This window comes from Flavobacterium melibiosi (genome assembly GCF_048158545.1).
Taxonomy (GTDB): domain Bacteria; phylum Bacteroidota; class Bacteroidia; order Flavobacteriales; family Flavobacteriaceae; genus Flavobacterium; species Flavobacterium melibiosi.
In genome coordinates this window covers 70,418-89,871 of sequence record NZ_JBLNKU010000005.1, presented here as the reverse complement: position 1 = coordinate 89,871, position 19,454 = coordinate 70,418, and the positions used below count along the sequence as shown (strand labels likewise).

Below are 19,454 nucleotides of genomic sequence, written 5' to 3'. Positions count from 1 at the left end.
AGTTAAACAGGACAAATCTATATTTAACTAAAAAACTGAATGCCAACTAAAAATTAAATAAACAAAACATTTAAGTAAATTGATTGTTATCAAATTTAACGAATTGTAAATAACTCATTTTAAGCAAAAAAAAGTTAATTTCTATATTATAACAAAACCATTATAAGATGTTTTTTAAGTAAATAGTGAGTAATACAGAATCCATTTAAAGAAATAAAATATTATTATTATTTAAATAGTATGGGGAAAAGTAGCCCTTTAGGAGAATTTAAAAGGCATACTAATATTTAGATGTCAAATTCTTTTAATCTTGAAACAAAATAACCATTAACTTTGCCTCCGCTTAATTTTGCATTTAACATTTGATTCAAAAAAGATTGCATGTTATTTGTTTTTTGAACACCTATAGTAGGATCTAAGTCTACTTCTTCAAAAGGAAGAGCCACATTCTCAACAATGAATATTTTTTTTACACCTTCATATTTGCTGTACTTTTTTATAATAAGGTAAATTAATTCGTGATAGATGTTAAAACTTAAATAATTTTTTTTGACTCTTGCTTTGTCATCTTTTATAATTTTAGCATTCAAATAAGGAACGAATGAATCGTGACATACTATTTCTCTAGCGCAATTTTGCAGACCAATAAAATCAAAATCAACTTTAATTAAATCATCATCGCCAATGTTTTTATATTTAGATAAGCCTTTCAAAAAAGGCAATGATTTTATTGGATAACCCAACCCCAACGAAGGCTCAATAAAAGTTCGATTTAACAACGCATCAATTCGCTCAACAGCTTTCATATTTTTATCACTATATGTATCTGAAATAATATAATGACATGAAAAAAAAGTTCCTACCTGAGTAGTTTTAGATGTGTTTTTTTTTATAGCCTTAAAACCAATAGATTGACATAGTAAAGCATGGTGCAAAGCGGGTAAAAAATTATTAGACCCCTTCTTTCCTGAAGAATCAATACCTAAAAAATGACCTGCGCCAGTAAAAAAGGAAGGTTCATTTAATACAATCCAATAATTAACTTTCTCTTTAAATGCAGTCACACAAATTGTCACATAGTTTTCAAACCAATCTAAGATTTCACGATTTGACCAGCCGCCTTTTTTCTCTAGTGCTAATGGCAAACAAGAGTCATACAGTGTTACAAAGGATTCAATTCCATTTTCTTTACAAATATCAAGTACATCATTATAAAAATTAATGGCTTCCGTATTTATTCTTCCAATACCATCGGGAAGTATTTTGGACCAAGATAAAGAAAACTTAAAATTAGGAATTCCTAATTGCTTTATTAAATCGATATCTTGCTTGTATTTTTCGAATTCCGTCTTATAAAAAGAAACATCAATAGTTGAAAATTGATGTTTCGGGTTTGAAAAAAGGGTCTCGTCTGCCTTTTTAGTTATTGGATATTCGCTGGAGGACATACCCCAAAAAAAGTCATCCCCAAAATCATAAGTATTCAATAACAACGAATTTTTTTTTAAATTATCTAAAATCATCTTAAATCATGAATAATTAAAAATTATAAGTAGCCGATAAAGAAAAAGATCTTCCAAATTTAGTTTTCCAAATGATATCATCATCCGCAGCATTATAACCATCTTCATAATGATAATCTCCAGTAAAAACATGATTAGCTAACGTTTCTAACGAACCATATTCAACAGTATTTTTATAATTATTTTGATAAAAAATCAAGTCCTGGGCCAATATATTTTGAATATTGAACTTTAATTCTAATTTGTTGTTATTGAAAGATTTTGCAATTTGCATGTCTAGGAAAGTTCTTCCTTTTTCCCATATTGCAGGATCATTTTCACTGGACGCATATGCTATTCTGTTACCTGCCCTGTTGATATTAGCCGAAACAATCAAACCGTTTTCTTTGTTCAAATATTGCAAACCCCCATTAAAAACATAAGGAGATTGCCCTTGCATGGTTCTGGAAGTTTCTGGATTTGCTCCGTTGATTCCGGTAACATCTGCTTTGGATTTTATAATGGCCACATTCGAAAACAAAGTAAAATCATCAAAAACGGTGGTGTTTTCGGATGTGAATATAGAACTTAACAGTACTCTAAACTCCATTTCAATACCATTATTCACAGCGCTATTCGCATTGGCGTAACTAATCGTATTGTTTAAGGCTTGTTGTATGATTTCGATTGGATCTTTAAATTTTTTAACAAAATAAGATATTGTAAATAACTGTCCTTTTGATGGATAAAATTCATATCGGAAATCATAATTTTGCACAGAAGCCCTCTTTAAATCTGGATTTCCTTGCGTAAAAAACTGTGTTGTAAAATCGTAAAATCCAAAAGGAGCCAATTCTCTATATTCTGGTCGGTTCAAGGTTTTTGAATAACTCAAACGGAGGTTTTGCTTGTTATTTATTGAAAATATTAAATTAGCCGAAGGCAAATAATCAGTTTTCTTGACATTAAGATCAACTACACCCTCTGTTTGGGTATCTGCATTTAGTGTTTGCAAAAAGTCTTCCACGCGAACTCCCCAAATTAATCTAAATTTCTTGTAGCGGTTGTCTAGCATCACATAAGCAGCATTCAATTTCGAACCTGCAACATAGCTATCTTCTTTTTTCGTATATTCATACAAGGTAAAACCATTTTTGCCAGAAGGAAGTAATCCCATATTTTCCGTTTTAAAAATTAGTTCATCCGATAGATACTCCAATTCTTGATCATATATTCCACCGATACTTTGATACTGACTGTAATAAAATTGTCTTGCGAAGAAATCCCTTTCTCGATTTTGAATAAAACCACCTAACTTTATTTCATTGTTGAGTACTTTTCCGATGTCAAATTTTTTAGATACATCAAATTTACCTCCAGAAATTGATTCTTTATTTTCTGAAAAAAACATACCGCCACCATAATCCGAACTATTACCAGGAGCACCAATAATAGCACGTGGAGAAGACTCCTTTGGATCATTACTATTAGGATCCGCAATGATATAAACGTTTCTTCTCAAATTTGGGATTGTCCTTTGAATATTACTGTAAAAACCAGACCAAAACACTTTAATTTTAGGTTTCGTAAAATAATGTTCTCCATTTAACTGACCAGAATAAATCATATTGCTGGTAAACCATCTCACGTTCGAATTGAGCACTCTTACATCATTTACATCGTTTTTCCCAGTTCTCTCAACTACTAGGTCATTAGAATTGATACTCAAAATATTTTTAAAAAAGATACTATTATTTTCATCGAACTTCATTGTGAAATTTGCCAATGATCCCGTTAGCACTTGCTGACTATAATTGATGTCTTTTTTTGTCTCTTGCAATACTGAAGGCAAACTTTGATTTGAATCATCCCATTTATTTCGACTAATTTCATTTAAATTATTGGTTATACTGTGTGATAAAGAGAAGAGTACTCCAAAAACTTTTTCTCCAAAATCAAAATGGTGGCCAATTGAATATTGGAAACCAGTATTTGGTTTAAATTTAGTTTTATTAATAGCCCAATCATACTCAAATGATTTTGCGATTTCCGCTGCTTCTGGTTTACCATTTAATGGCTTAAAAACTTCACTACTAGGAATAGTAGGTGCTATGTCTCTGGCTCCATTATCAAACCCTAACCAGTCTGTAGTACTGCCTTTATAGTCTTTTTTACTTTTAAAAGTGGTAATTGAATTGTATCCTGCACCAATGGTAATCGATTGGAAATTTTTGTCAGGAACCGATTTTGTGTTGATTTGAATGACACCTCCAACAAATTCGCCCGGTAAATCTGGAGAAGCCGTTTTTGTAATCACTAAATTGTCCAACATATTTGCAGGAAAAATATCAAATGAAAAGGCTTTCCTATCAGGTTCGGAACTTGGTAAAGGAGCGCCATTAATCAAGGCTGTGTTGTATCTATCGTTCAACCCCCTTATAATTACAAATTTATTGTCTTGAATACTGACGCCACTTACTCTTTTTAAAACATCCGAAGTAGTTTTATCCGGTGTTCTTTTAATGGTTTCTGCCGAAATACCGTCTGATACGCTAACACTATTTTTTTGCATTACCAATAGAGATTTTACAGATTCTGTCTTAGCCCTAGTCCTAGTAATAACAACCTCGTTAAGTTCATTTTTATTTTCTACAAGGGTTGTGTTTAAATAAGTGATTTCATTATTTGTTGTAACTACCTCAGAAATAATTTTTGACTTATATCCTATATAAGAAAGTTCAACTTCATAAATCCCTGTACCAATATTTCTAAAAATAAATTTTCCTTCCGAATCTGTAGAAACACTCAATTTTAAATCTTTAATAATAACATTTACTCCAGGTAAAGTTCTACCATTAGAATCATCCAAAACAGATCCACTTATAGTACTATTTTGACCAAAAAAAGAATGCGAAATCATTAAAATAACAAAGGTGTAAAAAAACTTCATGTTTAATTTTTTAAATATAATCGCAAAATAAATGCAAAAACCCACAATGGAGGTTAACTTAAAATTAACAATTTATGATGAATGATTCTAAGCGACAATCACAACACATAAACTAGTGCAAATAATTGATTTAATGTGTTTTAAATAAAAAATAACGTTATTTTTTTGACAAATAGAGACACTAATCTATTTTAAAAAAGATTGAAAAACAATAGAATGTTTAGAAATCGTTATATATATCATGTCACTGAATTATTGAGAAATTAATTAAATACATTTGCGAAATAGTTTCAACCGAATATTATTTTTATGAAAACCAACAAACTTATTATTCTATTTATATTTGTATTTAATACTGTTTTTTCCCAGCAGAAAAATGCCTCTTCAATCGCAACTGATTCTACTAATATTACAAAAGATTCTACAATCACAAAAAGGAATCATAATAGATGGTCTATTGAAATAGGAACAGGTGTAAGTAATGGCACAAGACCTTATACTGATGGATATTTTACTAGCAGCAACAATCAATTATTTAATGGTTTTATTTTGAATTGTTATACAGTTGGAACTAGATATAATTTTTCTAATACTATTGGTTTAAAAATGGATATTGCTTTTGATAGATTTATCAACAGCGAAGAGAGTACAAGCAAACCTTTTGAAGTAGCTCAATATAGAACTTCTATTCAAGGAATATTCAATCTAAATAGTCTTGTCAAACCTAAAAATGAGATTTCTAGATTTAATTTATTGTTTCATGCAGGAATACATCTTGCCATACTGAAACCTATCTCAGCAGATTATAATAAAAAAGTTAGCAATGGAGATAGTTATGGAGGAATTGTTTTTGGTATTACACCAATAATAAGAATTTCAAAAAAAACAGCTGTGTTCCTAGATTTTAGTTCTTTCAATAATTATGGCCAAAATTTGACTTGGAACGGTAAACATTCTGAAGTTGCCAATAACTCGAATGGACATATGTTTTCAGGCACTTTTGGATTGTCATTTGCTTTAGATAAAAAACAATAATTAATCGCCAGTATAAAGAGCACGGATTTTAATAAACATCGATTTTGCTGGTTTTTGTTATCCTCAATGTCTTATGGCTGTCGAAATGGGTTTATTATAGGTTGGGGTTAATTGACGATACCAAATTTGTTTTCTTTCTTGAATTTATTTTGTAGAGGTAGTCAATGAATTCAGGAAGTTCCACTAAACTCAACAAGCCAATTGCAGATTGGGGTACCTGGTTTAACTGGATGTGTTTGATGTGTTTGATGTGTTTCCGGAAGGCTATTTCGCCCACAATCAGCATTACAATCCAATCGATATTTGATTTTAGATTATCGTCATGCTTGATTTCGTTGTAGTGGGGCAGGTACAAATTGATTTTTATTTGCTTGGTTGCGATATTGTAATCCATTAGTGCTATTTGAATTTCACTGATTTTTATTTCGTAGTTATCACAAATAACTGCTGCGTCGGAACCGTTTTGGTATTTCGAAACATCCTCATATGGTTTTATAAAAGCTTGGGCAGTGAAGTGTTCCAATGTTGGTGCCTGTTCTTCCAAGGCAATGATTTTAGCGAATAGTTTACTGTATCCCGCTCCCGTGAATATTATGGTGTATTTGTCTTGACTGTTCTTTGGACATTTTATGACGTAGCTAATTCTTTTTGAAACGCAAGTGAGTTTTTTTTCAAATTGGAAGAAGACTTCTTCGGTGTTGATTCCAAGAAGGATTGCATATACGATTTCTTGCTCGTTTTTTTTGAAGTAATTCCAGAAGGTGTTGATTGCTCTCATGGTGAGGAAAGTTTAAAGGTTAAAATATTTAAAGTTGCTACACGATACAATTTTTGCTCAAAGTATGCGATTGCTTTGATCCTCGCAATGACGGTTACCGTTTGTTTTTGATGGTTTTGTCGTAGGCGATAAGGTTTATCATTTCCCTCAATCGGCTTCGTACTCGGTTGTCATTTCAAAAAGCATTTGGTAAATCGCCTTTATGCGCTGTTGTGTTTTTTGAGTGAATAGTGAGCGGTGAATCGTTTTTTAATTTCATAGTAAAAAAGTCATTCTCTATGCACTCTATATTTGAGTTATGGAATGGTATGAAATAATAGGTTTTATTGTGATTTGGTTTTTAGGTCTTTACCTGAGAGGGAAGATTTATGAGCTAGGGGATAGGTATTATAATTGCAGTTGGAGGAACAGACATAAATAAAAGATACTGAGATAAATATATTACAAATTACAAAAAAAGCTGTTTCCATTTCAATTTGCATTGTAAGTATTTAGTTAATTCTAAAAATAAATATTTTTCGCAATTATATTTAAAGAAATAAATATGATATTCTTAATTTATTCTAAAAATAATTACTTTTGCTTAACTTTTGATTTAGCTTATTAAATCACCTAATTAAAAATAATTTCTCAATATTATTGACCACTTTTACAGAGTGAATTATTTTTAAATAATTTCTAAGAAAAGTAAGTCTTACTTAGTGAAATTGAATTCTTAGAGTACTCAATATAAATTTTATGAATACCTCAAATTTTATGTCAAGAAGAATATATATAGTATTGGTACTAATTACACTGTTTTCCTGTAATTCAAATGATAATAGTAAAAAAACTATTTCAATTGGATTTTCACAAAGTATATCGGAGGATGATAGCTGGAGGAAATCAATGGATAATACTGTCAAGATTGAAGCTTCACTTCATCCAGAAATTGACTTAACTATTTACAATGCAAATAGCAGTACAAAAAAGCAGATTGAAGATATAGAAAAAATGATTGATAACCAATTAGATGTTATCATAGTGGCACCTTATGGATCAGATTCTATAGTACCGGTAATAGAAAAAGCTAATAAAAAAGGAATACCTGTAATTATAGTTGATAGAAAAGTTAATACATCAAATTACACTTCATTTTTAGGAGCTGATAATGTTGAAGTAGGTCATATTGCTGGAAAATATATTGTTTCGATGTCTAAGGCTCATGCAACTATTCTGGAAATTAAGGCAACGACGGATATCTCACCTGGCGTAGAGAGAAGTTTAGGATTTAAACAAATTATCGACCAATACCCAAACATTAAAAAGATAAGTATAACTGCTCCGAATTTAGCATCACTAAATACTAATTTTAGTAAGGTCTTGGACAGTATGCCAAAAATAGATTATGTCTTTGCTTTTAATGATATTATTGCACTTCAAGCATGGGAGGCAGCCAAACGAAAAGGTAGAGAAAAAAATATAAAATTTATAGGGATAGATGGATTGAATGATCCAAATGGTGGAATACAGGCGGTTAAAGATGGTAAGTTGACAGCAACTATATTATATCCAACAGGCGGTAGTGAAGCGATAAAGCTGGCAATTAAACTTGCAAATAAAGAAATAGTCTCTAAAAATAACGTACTTAACACCATTTTGATTGACTCTTTAAATGCTGATATAATGAGCAATCAATTTGACAAAGTGACGCAACAGCAATCTAATATTGAAACACAACAGAATGTAATCAAAGAACAAGAAAAGAAATACTTAACATTATATAATTTAATTAAGTTGCTAAGTTTTCTTTTAGTAGTAATATTCTGTTTAGCTGTTTTTAGTGTTTATTCCATATTTTCAATGAGAAAAAAGAAAAGACTATTAGAAGTGACTAATTATAAAATTACTAGCCAAAGGAATGAAATTGAAAAATTTGTAGAGAAACTTAAAGAAAGTAATGAATCCAAAATTAATTTTTTTACCGGTATCTCTCATGAATTTAAAACCCCTTTGACCCTAATATTAAGTTCCGTTGAATCTTTACACGATGAATTTCAAAATAAAAGTCATTCTGTTAAAAAAGATTTAGACATAATGTATAATAATTCTTTGAGATTACTTCGATTGATTAATCAATTGTTGGATTTTAGAAAGGTCGAGGATAAAAAATTCACGCTGCAACTATCCAAAAATAATCTTTGGAAATTTTCGGTTAATATGTTCAAAGAATTTAAAAGAGAGGCCAAAAAAAGAAAAATAAATTATACAATTGAAACGGATAATGAGGGTTTAGACGTTTATTTTGATCCAAATTTAATGGATAAGGTTTACTATAACCTGTTATCTAATTGTTTTAAATTCACTCCAGATGGAGGTAAAATTGAACTTAAAATACGTCAAGAAAAAGACAAAGGGCTTGTTAAAATTAATTTCAAAGATTCCGGTATTGGTATTCCTGAAAAGGAAATAAATCAAATTTTCAGTCCCTTTTTCCAAGGTTCTAATAACTATAGAAATAGTTCAGGTATTGGATTGAATTTATCTAAAAACTTTGTTGATTTGCACGAGGGTATAATAGAAGTTAAGTCAATTAATGGCGCCGAATTTTCTGTTTATTTAAAATTAGGAGATAGCCATATCGATAAATCAAAAATTATAGATGAAAGCACTTATTCTTCAGATAGTGAAAATGGATATGAGTATTTAGAATCTGAATTAACTCCTAGTACAGAATCCCTAATTCCAGAAAACAAACCTTCTGTTTTAATTATTGAGGATAATGCTGATTTACTAGATTTTATTGCTACAAAATTAAAAGAAAATTACATAGTTAGCAGGTGTAACGGAACCAAAGCAATTGAAATGGCCTTGGAGTTAATGCCAGATATTGTTGTTTGTGATTTAAATTTACCGGAGAAGAATGGTTTTGAAATTTGTGAAGTTTTAAAAACAAATATGATTACTTCCCATATTCCTGTAATCATTTTAACAGCAATGGATGATAATAATACTTATATAAAGTCATTAGAAGTTGGAGCAGATTTATTTTTAACAAAACCTTTTAATCTAAAAGTCTTAAAGCAATCTATAAAAGGATTACTGTTTAACAGAGAAAAGTTACGTTATTACTATACTAAAAATATAAATAAAATCGAAAACGATGGACTTAGCTTAATTGAAAGAGAGTTTTTGAATAAGATTAATTTGATTTTAGAAACAAACATTGATGACTCCTCTTTTTCTGTTGAAAATCTTGCCAGTAAATTAAATATTTCACGAGTGCAACTGTATAGAAAAGTAAAAGCAGTTTTAGGTATAGGAGTGGGAGATTATATTAATAATTTTAGATTAGAGAAAGCAAAAGAGCTATTAATGAACACAACAATGAACATCTCCGAGATTGCCTATTCTTGCGGCTTTGCTTCTCCTAATTATTTCTCAACTACTTTTAAAACTAAGTACGGAATACCCCCAAAAGACTTTAGAAATAATTAATTGTGCTAAAACAATGTAACATTTTTATAGATATAGTGATTTTTAGTGTCTTTTTATATTGATTTTGTAGCATTGTTTTTTTCTTAACTCCTTGTTTTATTGGGGTTAAGTTTTTTTTTAAAATTACTAGGCAGGTGTAACAATACTTAATTAGGTCATTATAGTATTCTAGTAATTTTATAAAAAAATAGTATAAAATGAAAAAGTACATAACAATTATCCTGTCAGGACTTATACTTATTGGATGTAAATCCAAAAATGATCCAAGTCCAAGTCCGAACCCAAATCCGAATCCAAACCCTAATGTGGCTACCGAGCTTTTATCATTTAGTTTTAATGAAACTTCTGGACAAACACTATCAGAAACCAAAACAAATGCCAGTTTTAATATAAATGGACCTTCTGGTTCATCTGAACGAATTGTGGGCGTTGAAGGAAATTCATTAAGAGTTAATGGTTTTTATGGTTGGGCTACCGGAAATGCAAGTGTAACTTATCCAACCTCAAAAGTATGTGTCTCTGGCTGGATTGCACCAGCAGCTTTTCCTGTACAAAGAAAAGATTTAGATCCAATTACCGAAAATACAAACGCTGCTATTTTTTCCAATGTAAACACATCTACTAGTGCTGGAGTTGCTTTAGGAATCAATCATCACGGGAAAGTTATTGGTCAATTTAAAGTGGGGACAAATGTGATTCAGATTGTTTCTGATCAAGAAGTAGTGCTTAAAAAGTGGAGCAACATAGCATTAAATATAAATGCTTCAAGCGGAACAGCTTCATTGTATTTAAATGGTGTTCAAATTAAAAGTACTACGTTTGATATTGGGACACTTTTATGGGATAATAATGCCACAATTTATATTGGAAAAGAATCAAAGTCTAAAACAATCGCTGGATTTGATACCAATGGTTTAACTGGAGCAATAGATAAAGTAGCACTTTGGAATAAAGACCTAACAGCTGCTGAGATACTAACTCAGTACACTAAATTTACACCATCAGATCCGGATCTTAAAATTCCGACTGCGGTTCGTTTTGCCAATGATATTCATCGACCAAAATACCATTTACTTCCATCTGCGGGTTGGACTAATGAATCGCACGGATTGCTATATATTGACAATAAATACCATATTTTTAGTCAAAGAAATTTGAACGGGCCTTATTTAGAACATATTAATTGGGGACATTATGTGAGTAGTGATTTAGTAACCTGGGAAGAAAAAAAACAAATTTTATGGCCTCAACCTGGATTTGACGAAGTAGGGATTTGGTCAGGACATGCCATAATAAGTAACGGTCAACCCTTTATTTTTTATACTGGTGTAAATAAAGCTAGAGCCGCTATAGGACTTGCGACTTCAATAGCTCCTTACGATACATGGACTAAAAATTCAAATGCAATTATACCAAATGCGCCAACTTCCTCAGCAAATGCTGATTTTAGAGATCCTTTTGTATTTCAACACAATTCTGATTGGTATATGATGATTGGTTCTGGTTTAAGAAGTGGAACCTCACGAGGAGCATTGTATTTGTATAAATCTACTTCATCCGATTTTAAAAATTGGTCCCCTCAAGGAACAATGCTAGAGGGAAATCCTTCAGCAGATGGAACTGGAGAATATTGGGAAATGCCTATTTATTATAATTTTGGCGCAAAATCAATTTTGTTAATTAACAAACTACCTAATGCAAATGCACTGTATTGGACTGGAAATTTTAATGGATCGCAATTCGTTAGGGATAATCCCGTTCCGGAACGATTAGATGTAATTAATCAATTATTATCTCCTTCTATTCATCCTGATGCAAATGGAAATTTAACCGCAATAGGAATTATTCCAGATGGCGTTACTTCTGCAAAACACAAAGAGCAAGGCTGGGCGCACACATTTAGTTTACCTAGAGTTTGGACACTTGTCAATGGTAAAATAAAACAAGTTCCACATCCAAATGTATTAAGTCTTAGAGGAGCTTCTAAAAATTTCACCAATGTGATTTTTGACCAAAATAGCTCAAATGTATTAAATAATTCAACAGGATCTCAATATGAAATCGTTGCTACTATTAATCCAGGAACTACTACAAAAGTTGGTTTTTCTTTAAATAAAAATACCGCAACTGGAGAACAAACATTAATTTACTATGATTATACTACAAGTAGTTTTGTAGTAGATAGAAGTAAATCGTCAATTCTTACGGGGGTCCCGCTATCTAATCAATCTACTAATTATGTATTACCGGCAGGAAATATTAATTGGAGGATTTTTGTCGATGCGTCTGTAATAGAGGTTTTCGTTAATGAAGAATTAGCTTTTGCTACACGTTCTTTTCCTTCAACCGGGAATAATTTAATTGATTTATATGCCCAGGGAGGTTCAGCAACAGCAACCGATTTAAAAATATACAATATTCAAGGAGGCGGAACTGCATCTACATCAAAGTATATCGAAAAAAAAGATGAAATAATGCATCCAGTTGTTTTTCCGAATCCATCAAGTGATAATTTCAACATTAAATTTGGAGATATAACTGCGGCGACTCCTGTTTATGCTTATATTTTTGATATAACAGGATTTCCTGTTAAAAAGATTGAAAGAATAGTAGATGCCAATGATCTAATAATTCATTGGGATGGTATTATGGATAATGGAAATAAAGCCATCAGAGGTGTTTATATAATAAAAGGGCTATTGAAAAATGAATTGTTTGATGCTAAAATAATAGTAGAATAGTAATGAGAAATCAAAATTAGTAGTTTATAATTGTTTGTCTTTTTTTGTTCATAAATCAAGTACAATCGCAGCAATTATTAACTAATCTCTCATTTTGAATGAAACCGTCTCAAAAAAATTGAGACGGTTTTTTTATTTGGTATTCTTTAGTGTTATTATTCTTTTTTGGAATATGTCAAAAAAAGGTAAGTTCACTACTCCTGTTTCCTTTGTCTTTAACGCATTGCCCTGGTATGGACCTTCATTGTTTTTGGCTTGCCAGTGTTTTAATTTTTGTCTGTCAACTGCTTCTGTGATGCGTTCTCTCTGGTGGGTTTTTGTCATTTTTTGCCAGTAAGACATTCATAAAAATCTTCTTTCTTGGTTATCGTCTAGATTTTCTTTACCAATGCGTTTATGCTGTAGTCCATAACGTTTGCCTTGTTCTTTATCAGAGTAGTATACTTCACATAAGCTAGCATTTCATTCCAACCAATCTAAAGTCTATATCCTATGTTAATCTACAGGTTTTGGATCTGTAAATTCAAAAATTAGGCTGTTTGAATACTATAGATTAATTACTTTTTTAAAGTGATAATCCCAAAATTTTAAACTATTACTATTTCTTTTAGAGTCTTGTTATTGCTATAAGTGTAAAAAATTAAAATTAAAAAAACACTTTATGCAATTTCAGGCTACTTAAATTATTTAAAACTTTTTTTTAATTTATTTTTTGTTTCGAAATCATAATTTCATGTTACAATATTATACAATCATGTCTTACGAGTATGTTAATTTGTTTAAAATCAAATAGTTGTGATTTGTGTAACAAATTTGAAGTAAATGGATACATTACGAAAACGTTATCTTACTGTTTAATAATAAGTTTGATAATAATTAAAAACATGATTTATGAATAATAAAATTTTGAGATGGTCACTCATTGCGTCTTTCGCAGGATTTCTATTTGGCTTCGATACAGTAGTGATTTCAGGGGCAGACAAAACGTTACAGTTGTTATGGAATTCAAGTGATGTTTTCCACGGTTCAGTAGTGATGGCAATGGCACTTTGGGGCACGGTTATAGGTGCTATTTTTGGAGGAATTCCAACAAATAAGTTAGGTAGAAAAAAGACCTTATTAATTATAGGTGTTTTATTTTCTATTTCTGCTGCTGGTTCAGCACTTTCAAATGATCCGTTTGTATTTGCTTTTTTTAGGTTTCTGGGAGGTTTAGGAATTGGCGCTTCAACAATTGCGGCACCAGCTTATATATCTGAAATCGCACCTGCTAAGGATAGAGGGCGTTTAGTGGGATTGTATCAATTTAATATTGTATTGGGAATTTTAATTGCTTTTTTATCTAACTATCTTCTAAGTGATGTAGGTCCAAATGCTTGGAGATGGATGCTTGGTGTTCAGGTTTTTCCGTCTATCCTTTATACACTAATGGCATTTAGCATTCCTGAAAGTCCAAGATGGTTGTATTCAATGCTTAGAATTGAAGAAGCCAAACTTATTTTTGATAAAATTGGTTCAAAAGAAGACGTCCAAAGTATTTTGGAGGAATTAAGTAATAATAGCAATAGTACTCCATTGAACGAAAATATTTTTATGAAAAAATACCGTTTCCAACTGATATTGGTTTTCTTGATTGCCGCTTTTAATCAATTATCAGGAATTAATGCCTTTCTATATTATGCTCCCAGAATATTTGAAGAAGCTGGATTAGGTGCAAAAACTGCCTTGTTGAGTAGCATCGGTATTGGTTTTATAAATTTAATCTTTACACTAATTGGAGTTTATCTTATTGATCGATTGGGAAGACGCAAATTAATGATTTTCGGATCTATTGGTTATATTTTCTCACTTTCAATGGTGGCAACTTCGTTTTACTTAAACTGGACTGGACTGGCAGTGCCTGGGTTTTTATTTCTCTTCATTGCATCTCACGCAATCGGTCAAGGAGCTGTTATTTGGGTATTTATTTCTGAAATATTTCCCAATCATTTGAGAGCTTCCGGACAGTCTTTTGGTAGTTCTGTACATTGGGTTTTAGCAGCTATTATCCCTTCGATGGTACCCATCCTTTTTACAAGTTTTGGCGTTGGAAATGTATTTGCCTTTTTTGCTTTTATGATGGTTTTCCAATTGCTGTTTGTCATTTTTATGATGCCGGAAACCAAAGGAATTTCTTTGGAAGACGTAAGTAAGGGATTAATTAATAAATAAGAATTATGATGAATATAGCAAAATTTGGAATTTTTAAAAGAGTATTTATTATCTTAATATTGGTTGTAATGAATGGTTGTAATTCTACTAAAACAAGTAATGAAAAAGTAGTAACCAACGAAGAATTGTATAGACCCAATTTTCATTTCACGCCTAAAAGTGGATGGATGAATGACCCCAATGGGATGTTTTTCTACAAAGGCTTGTATCATTTATGCTTTCAGCATTATCCAAATGATAACGTTTGGGGTCCGATGCATTGGGGACACGCTACAAGTAAAGATATGATTACTTGGAAGGAAGAAAAAATTGCACTTTATCCAGATGAGATGGGGTATATATTTTCAGGAGGTTCAGTAGTTGATGTAAATAATACTTCTGGATTTGGGAGTTTAAAAAATCCACCAATTGTAGCAATGTTTACTTATCACGATGCTGTAAAAGCAAAAACTGGAGCAATAGATTTTCAATCGCAAGCTATTGCTTATTCTTTAGATGAAGGAATGACTTGGACAAAATACAAGAATAATCCGGTAATTAAAAACCCAAATATTAAAGATTTCAGAGATCCAAAAATAACGTGGGATGCCATTCATAATCAATGGATAATGGTTCTTGCTGCCGATGTGGAAACTATAATATATCGTTCTTCCAATTTAATTGACTGGGAATTGGCTTCTGGATTTGGCAAGAATCTAGGTGCGCATGGAGCGCCTTGGGAGTGCCCGGATTTTTTTCCTATTAAAGTTGAAGGTTCAACCGAAATGAAATGGGTGCTTTTACAAAGTATTAATCCAGGAGGTCCAAATGGAGGATCGGCTACTCAATATTTTGTCGGTGATTTCGATGGAAAAACTTTTACACTAGATAATTCATTTGCCCAAGATTTAAACAAATTTGAAGCTTTGTGGGTTGACTACGGCAAGGATAATTATGCAGGAGTTACTTGGTCTAATATTCCAGATTCTGATGGTCGTAAATTATTTATAGGTTGGATGTCCAATTGGCAATATGCTGAAAAAGTACCTACTGAAAAGTGGAGAAGTGCTATGACCATTCCAAGAGAATTGAAACTTATAAACACTGAGGGGCATTATCGAATTGTTTCTCTGCCAGTAAAAGAATTGGAAAAGTATATTTCAAAGACTATTAAAAAGGATCTTCTTACCATTGATAATACAACTGTAATTGTCGACAAATCTACTCTAGATATGTCAAGTTTAGATATTCGTTTTACTATGAATGGTTTAAAGGATGACAACTATGATTTTATCCTTTCCAATAAAGAAAATAATGCCATCCATTTTGGAATTAATAAAAAAGACAAGTATTTCTATATTGATCGAAAAAAGGTAAGTCAAACCACTTTCTCTGATGTATTTGCCAATAAAATATCAAAAGCACCCATTACAACAGATTTTAATTCAATCGAAGTGAGAGTGATTATCGATAAAACCTCAATCGAAGTATTTTATGATAATGGAAAGACAGTTATGACTGAGATTTATTTCTCGGATAAACCAATGGATTCTTTTTCAATAGTTAAATCGAATTCTGATTTCGAACTTAAAAATGTAATGATAAACCAACTAAAAAGTAAATAATAAATGTAAAAAAGCAAATTGAAAGAATAAAAACAAACTTAAAAACTAACAACTAAAACTATAAATGTATGAAAATTAAGTATTTTAAAAACAAGAAAAACATATTGTCAATATGCTTGTTTTTCTTGGTGTTTATTGCTTCAGGGCAACAAAGACAAATTAATGGGTCAGTCTTAGCAGACGATGGTCAACCTTTACCAGGGGCTAATATTCTAGTAGAGGGTTCAAAAAATGGAACAACTACAGATATAGATGGTAAATTTAAAATTTCTGTTGATGAAGGAGTAAATTTGATGGTTTCTTATATTGGTTACTTAGATGCTAAAATAAAAGTAACTTCAAAAGTAACTTACAGTATTAAATTACAATCTAGTTCAAATAATCTTTCAGAAGTTGTAGTTGTTGGGTATACAAAAGAGAAAAAATCAGATTTAGCAGGTGCTATTACGGTTGTTAAAGTATCAGACATTGCTCAAGAATCAAGTCCTAATATTTTAACAGCTTTACAAGGTAGAGTTGCTGGTTTGCAAATTAATTCCGGAGGAACGCCAGGAGGAAATGACTCTCAAATATTAATTAGGGGTTTAACTACTGTAACTAGTGGTTCTGCACCTTTATGGGTAATTGACGGAGTTCAAACTACAAGCTCATCCTCATTAAATCCTGAAGAAATAGAATCTATTCAAGTATTAAAAGATGGAGCATCTGCAGCTATTTATGGAACTTCTGCTGCAAATGGAGTTATCATAGTTACTACTAATAAAGGTAAAAAAGGAGTTTCTGAATTTAGTTTCAAATCTGAAGTAACTGTCAATACCTTAAGAGATAAAATCAGTTTGCTTAATTCACAACAATGGGCAGATGTGGAATATCAAGCGCAATTAGGTGCTGGAATTGCCTCTCCGACACATCCCGTTTTAATTAATAATGGGTCTGGTTTTACAATACCTCAATATTTAGATCCAAATGGTTTACAAACGGCAGCCAATACAAATTGGGTAAATGAAATTACAAATGATTCATTTTCGAGCAACACCGATTTTGGATATAGAAAAGGAACTGAAAACTTAAGTTTATATACTCAATTGAGTTATTCGGAAGATAATGGTGTACAGAGATATACAAGTTATGACCGCTTCAATGCGAGAATAAATACCTCATATAAACTCTTTAAGGAAAGAGTAACTATAGGTGAAAATTTCTTGTACTCTAAATTTAATGAGGTGAAAGCAAATGAATTTGAAAATTCCATTCTACAAAACCCATTGCTTCCAGTATATTCTAATCTTGGAGATTACGCTACTTTAATAACTGGTGGAATGCAAGATAAACCAAACACTGTAGCAAATTTATGGAGTAATAGAAAAAACGAACAAAAGAATCAAAGGTTTTTAGGAAATGCTTATTTGGATTTTAAAATTATTGAAGGATTGGTATTCAATACAACTTTAAATTTTGATAAAGGCACCTATAGATTTAATACTGCGACTCAAGCATTTTCAACAAATGGAACAATTCCTTCTGTATTTCAGAAAATCACTACTGATGATGTGGATAATGATTATCTAGCTACCATTTTTACTAATACTTTAAAATATGATAAAAGTTTTGGAAAACATAGGTTGTCATTATTAGGAGGTATAGAAAATTCAGCCAGAGAAGAAAATTTTCATAACAACCAAATTAATGGTGTAAACATTACTGATCCTGCCGGTTATGTGATAAATGATAATGCGCAATATAAAACATTAGTAGGAAAAGTGGAAACATTTAAGATTTCACAATTTGGTTCTGTTAAATATATTTTTGATGACCGATATATTGTATCGGGTACAGTAAGAAGAGACGGATCATCAAGGTTTGGAGAAAATAATAAATATGGTATTTTCCCATCAGCTTCGGTAGCTTGGAATGCAAAAAACGAGAAGTTTTTAACGGACAATAAGTACGTTTCTAATTTCAAACTGAGAGCATCTTGGGGTGTAAATGGAAATGATCAAATAGCTGATTACTCTTATCTTTCAAGTTATGTAGATAATACTGTTGGTAATGTTGTCGAGTTTTCAGATTATGACATTAGTGGAACAGGTCTTGGTACTTCAGGTGGTGTATTGCAATCACGTCAGGCGAATCCTGATCTTAAATGGGAGTCAACAGAACAATATAATGTTGGATTCGATTTAGGATTTTTAAACGAAAGAATATCGTTACAAACTGATTTCTATACGAAAACTACCAATGATCTAATTTTAAGACCAATTGCTTTATCCATAAATGGAGAAAGTCAACCGCCATTAATTAATGCAGGTTCAGTTAGTAACAAAGGTTTTGAAGCGGTATTGAGTTACAAAAGTAATTCCAAAAATGATTTCAAATATGGGGTTGATTTGAATTTCTCAACCTATAAAAATAACGTAGAAAGTTTAGATACAGAGTCCAATTTTTTACTTAATGGTGTGTCAATAACTAAAAAAGGATCCCCAATAGCTTCTTTTTACGGATTAATTGCTGACGGACTATTTAGAACCCCAGAAGAAGTTGCTGTTCACGCAGATCAACCCGGAAAAGCATTGGGTAAAATTAGATACAGAGATGTAAATCTTGATGGTAAAATTGACCAATTTGACAGAACAATCATTGGCAACCCACATCCTGATTTCATATATGGAGTAAACTTGTATTCTTCTTACAAAGGATTTGATTTGACCTTATATTTTGATGGGAAACAAGGAAATGATTTGTATAATGCACAGCGTTCAATAGGCGATTTTGATTATTTTAGTTTCAATCACAATACAAATACTTTAGACGCTTGGACACCAAGTAACGCAAATTCTAATATTCCTGCATTATCAACTTTAAATAGTAATAATGAATTACAACCTTCTAGTTATTTTGTTGAAGACGGTTCTTATGTGAGACTGAAAACAATAACATTCGGGTATAATTTTGATAATGACTTTACCAAAAAGTTAGGAATGAATAAATTGAGATTTTATCTAGTGGGACAAAATTTGTTTTCTCTAACTTCTTTTACGGGCTTTGACTATGAGGTTTCTGGTTTAAGTGCTGGAGGAATTGGTGTGGCAGGTTACGGAATTCCTCATACAAAATCGATGACTTTCGGGATTAACGCAAATTTTTAAAATATTAAAA

At 31.4% G+C, this 19,454-nt stretch carries 10 protein-coding genes; 6 read left to right on the top strand and 4 right to left on the bottom strand.

Annotated elements, in window-relative coordinates; all coding sequences use genetic code 11:
- Window positions 1–287 precede the first annotated feature (287 nt).
- Both ACM55F_RS07835 and ACM55F_RS07830 read right to left on the bottom strand, forming a co-directional pair.
- A complete protein-coding gene (locus tag ACM55F_RS07835) occupies window positions 288–1,523 on the bottom strand; it encodes a glycoside hydrolase family 1 protein (protein WP_416853255.1) in 1,236 nt (411 codons plus the stop codon).
- A 16-nt stretch (window positions 1,524–1,539) separates the two neighbouring features.
- Window positions 1,540–4,452, bottom strand: a complete 2,913-nt coding sequence (locus ACM55F_RS07830; protein WP_416853254.1) for a TonB-dependent receptor — start codon at window positions 4,450–4,452, stop codon at window positions 1,540–1,542.
- 309 nt (window positions 4,453–4,761) lie between these two features.
- Between ACM55F_RS07830 and ACM55F_RS07825 the strand changes: the two genes are divergently transcribed.
- Window positions 4,762–5,487 carry a hypothetical protein gene (locus ACM55F_RS07825; RefSeq protein ID WP_416853253.1) on the top strand — a complete coding sequence of 242 codons (726 nt, stop codon included), beginning with the start codon at window positions 4,762–4,764 and terminating at the stop codon, window positions 5,485–5,487.
- Window positions 5,488–5,581: 94 nt separating this feature from the next.
- Here ACM55F_RS07825 and ACM55F_RS07820 read toward each other — a convergent pair whose 3' ends face one another.
- Complete coding sequence (locus tag ACM55F_RS07820) at window positions 5,582–6,265, bottom strand: hypothetical protein (RefSeq protein ID WP_416853252.1); 684 nt, start codon at window positions 6,263–6,265, stop codon at window positions 5,582–5,584.
- A 738-nt stretch (window positions 6,266–7,003) separates the two neighbouring features.
- On the opposite strand from ACM55F_RS07820, the gene ACM55F_RS07815 reads away from it, so the two are divergent.
- Together ACM55F_RS07815 and ACM55F_RS07810 are read left to right on the top strand one after the other, a co-directional pair.
- Complete coding sequence (locus ACM55F_RS07815; protein ID WP_416853251.1) at window positions 7,004–9,742, top strand: substrate-binding domain-containing protein; 2,739 nt, start codon at window positions 7,004–7,006, stop codon at window positions 9,740–9,742.
- Between the two features lie 197 nt (window positions 9,743–9,939).
- On the top strand, window positions 9,940–12,483 hold the full coding sequence (locus ACM55F_RS07810) for a glycoside hydrolase family 32 protein (RefSeq protein ID WP_416853249.1): 2,544 nt from the start codon (window positions 9,940–9,942) through the stop codon (window positions 12,481–12,483).
- Between the two features lie 132 nt (window positions 12,484–12,615).
- On the opposite strand, the gene ACM55F_RS07805 is transcribed toward ACM55F_RS07810, so the two are convergent.
- The gene (locus ACM55F_RS07805) at window positions 12,616–12,807 is read right to left on the bottom strand and encodes a hypothetical protein (RefSeq protein WP_416853248.1); all 192 of its coding nucleotides are present in this window, start codon (window positions 12,805–12,807) and stop codon (window positions 12,616–12,618) included.
- 567 nt (window positions 12,808–13,374) lie between these two features.
- Here ACM55F_RS07805 and ACM55F_RS07800 point away from each other — a divergent pair.
- From ACM55F_RS07800 to ACM55F_RS07790, 3 genes are all read left to right on the top strand, one after another.
- Complete coding sequence (locus ACM55F_RS07800; RefSeq protein WP_416853246.1) at window positions 13,375–14,694, top strand: sugar porter family MFS transporter; 1,320 nt, start codon at window positions 13,375–13,377, stop codon at window positions 14,692–14,694.
- A gap of 5 nt (window positions 14,695–14,699) precedes the next feature.
- Window positions 14,700–16,298, top strand: coding sequence for a glycoside hydrolase family 32 protein (locus tag ACM55F_RS07795; protein WP_416853245.1), 1,599 nt, complete (start codon window positions 14,700–14,702; stop codon window positions 16,296–16,298).
- Between the two features lie 68 nt (window positions 16,299–16,366).
- Entirely contained in the window at window positions 16,367–19,444 is a 3,078-nt protein-coding gene (locus ACM55F_RS07790; RefSeq protein WP_416853244.1) for a SusC/RagA family TonB-linked outer membrane protein, read from the top strand.
- Window positions 19,445–19,454: the final 10 nt, after the last annotated feature.

What these genes read in the sequence shown, in the direction of transcription:
- ACM55F_RS07835 (WP_416853255.1), bottom strand. Translation starts at nt 1,523, where the DNA reads ATGATTTTAGATAATTTAAAAAAAAATTCGTTGTTATTGAATACTTAT.
- ACM55F_RS07830 (WP_416853254.1), bottom strand. Translation starts at nt 4,452, where the DNA reads ATGAAGTTTTTTTACACCTTTGTTATTTTAATGATTTCGCATTCTTTT.
- ACM55F_RS07825 (WP_416853253.1), top strand. Translation starts at nt 4,762, where the DNA reads ATGAAAACCAACAAACTTATTATTCTATTTATATTTGTATTTAATACT.
- ACM55F_RS07820 (WP_416853252.1), bottom strand. Translation starts at nt 6,265, where the DNA reads ATGAGAGCAATCAACACCTTCTGGAATTACTTCAAAAAAAACGAGCAA.
- ACM55F_RS07815 (WP_416853251.1), top strand. Translation starts at nt 7,004, where the DNA reads ATGAATACCTCAAATTTTATGTCAAGAAGAATATATATAGTATTGGTA.
- ACM55F_RS07810 (WP_416853249.1), top strand. Translation starts at nt 9,940, where the DNA reads ATGAAAAAGTACATAACAATTATCCTGTCAGGACTTATACTTATTGGA.
- ACM55F_RS07805 (WP_416853248.1), bottom strand. Translation starts at nt 12,807, where the DNA reads ATGACAAAAACCCACCAGAGAGAACGCATCACAGAAGCAGTTGACAGA.
- ACM55F_RS07800 (WP_416853246.1), top strand. Translation starts at nt 13,375, where the DNA reads ATGAATAATAAAATTTTGAGATGGTCACTCATTGCGTCTTTCGCAGGA.
- ACM55F_RS07795 (WP_416853245.1), top strand. Translation starts at nt 14,700, where the DNA reads ATGATGAATATAGCAAAATTTGGAATTTTTAAAAGAGTATTTATTATC.
- ACM55F_RS07790 (WP_416853244.1), top strand. Translation starts at nt 16,367, where the DNA reads ATGAAAATTAAGTATTTTAAAAACAAGAAAAACATATTGTCAATATGC.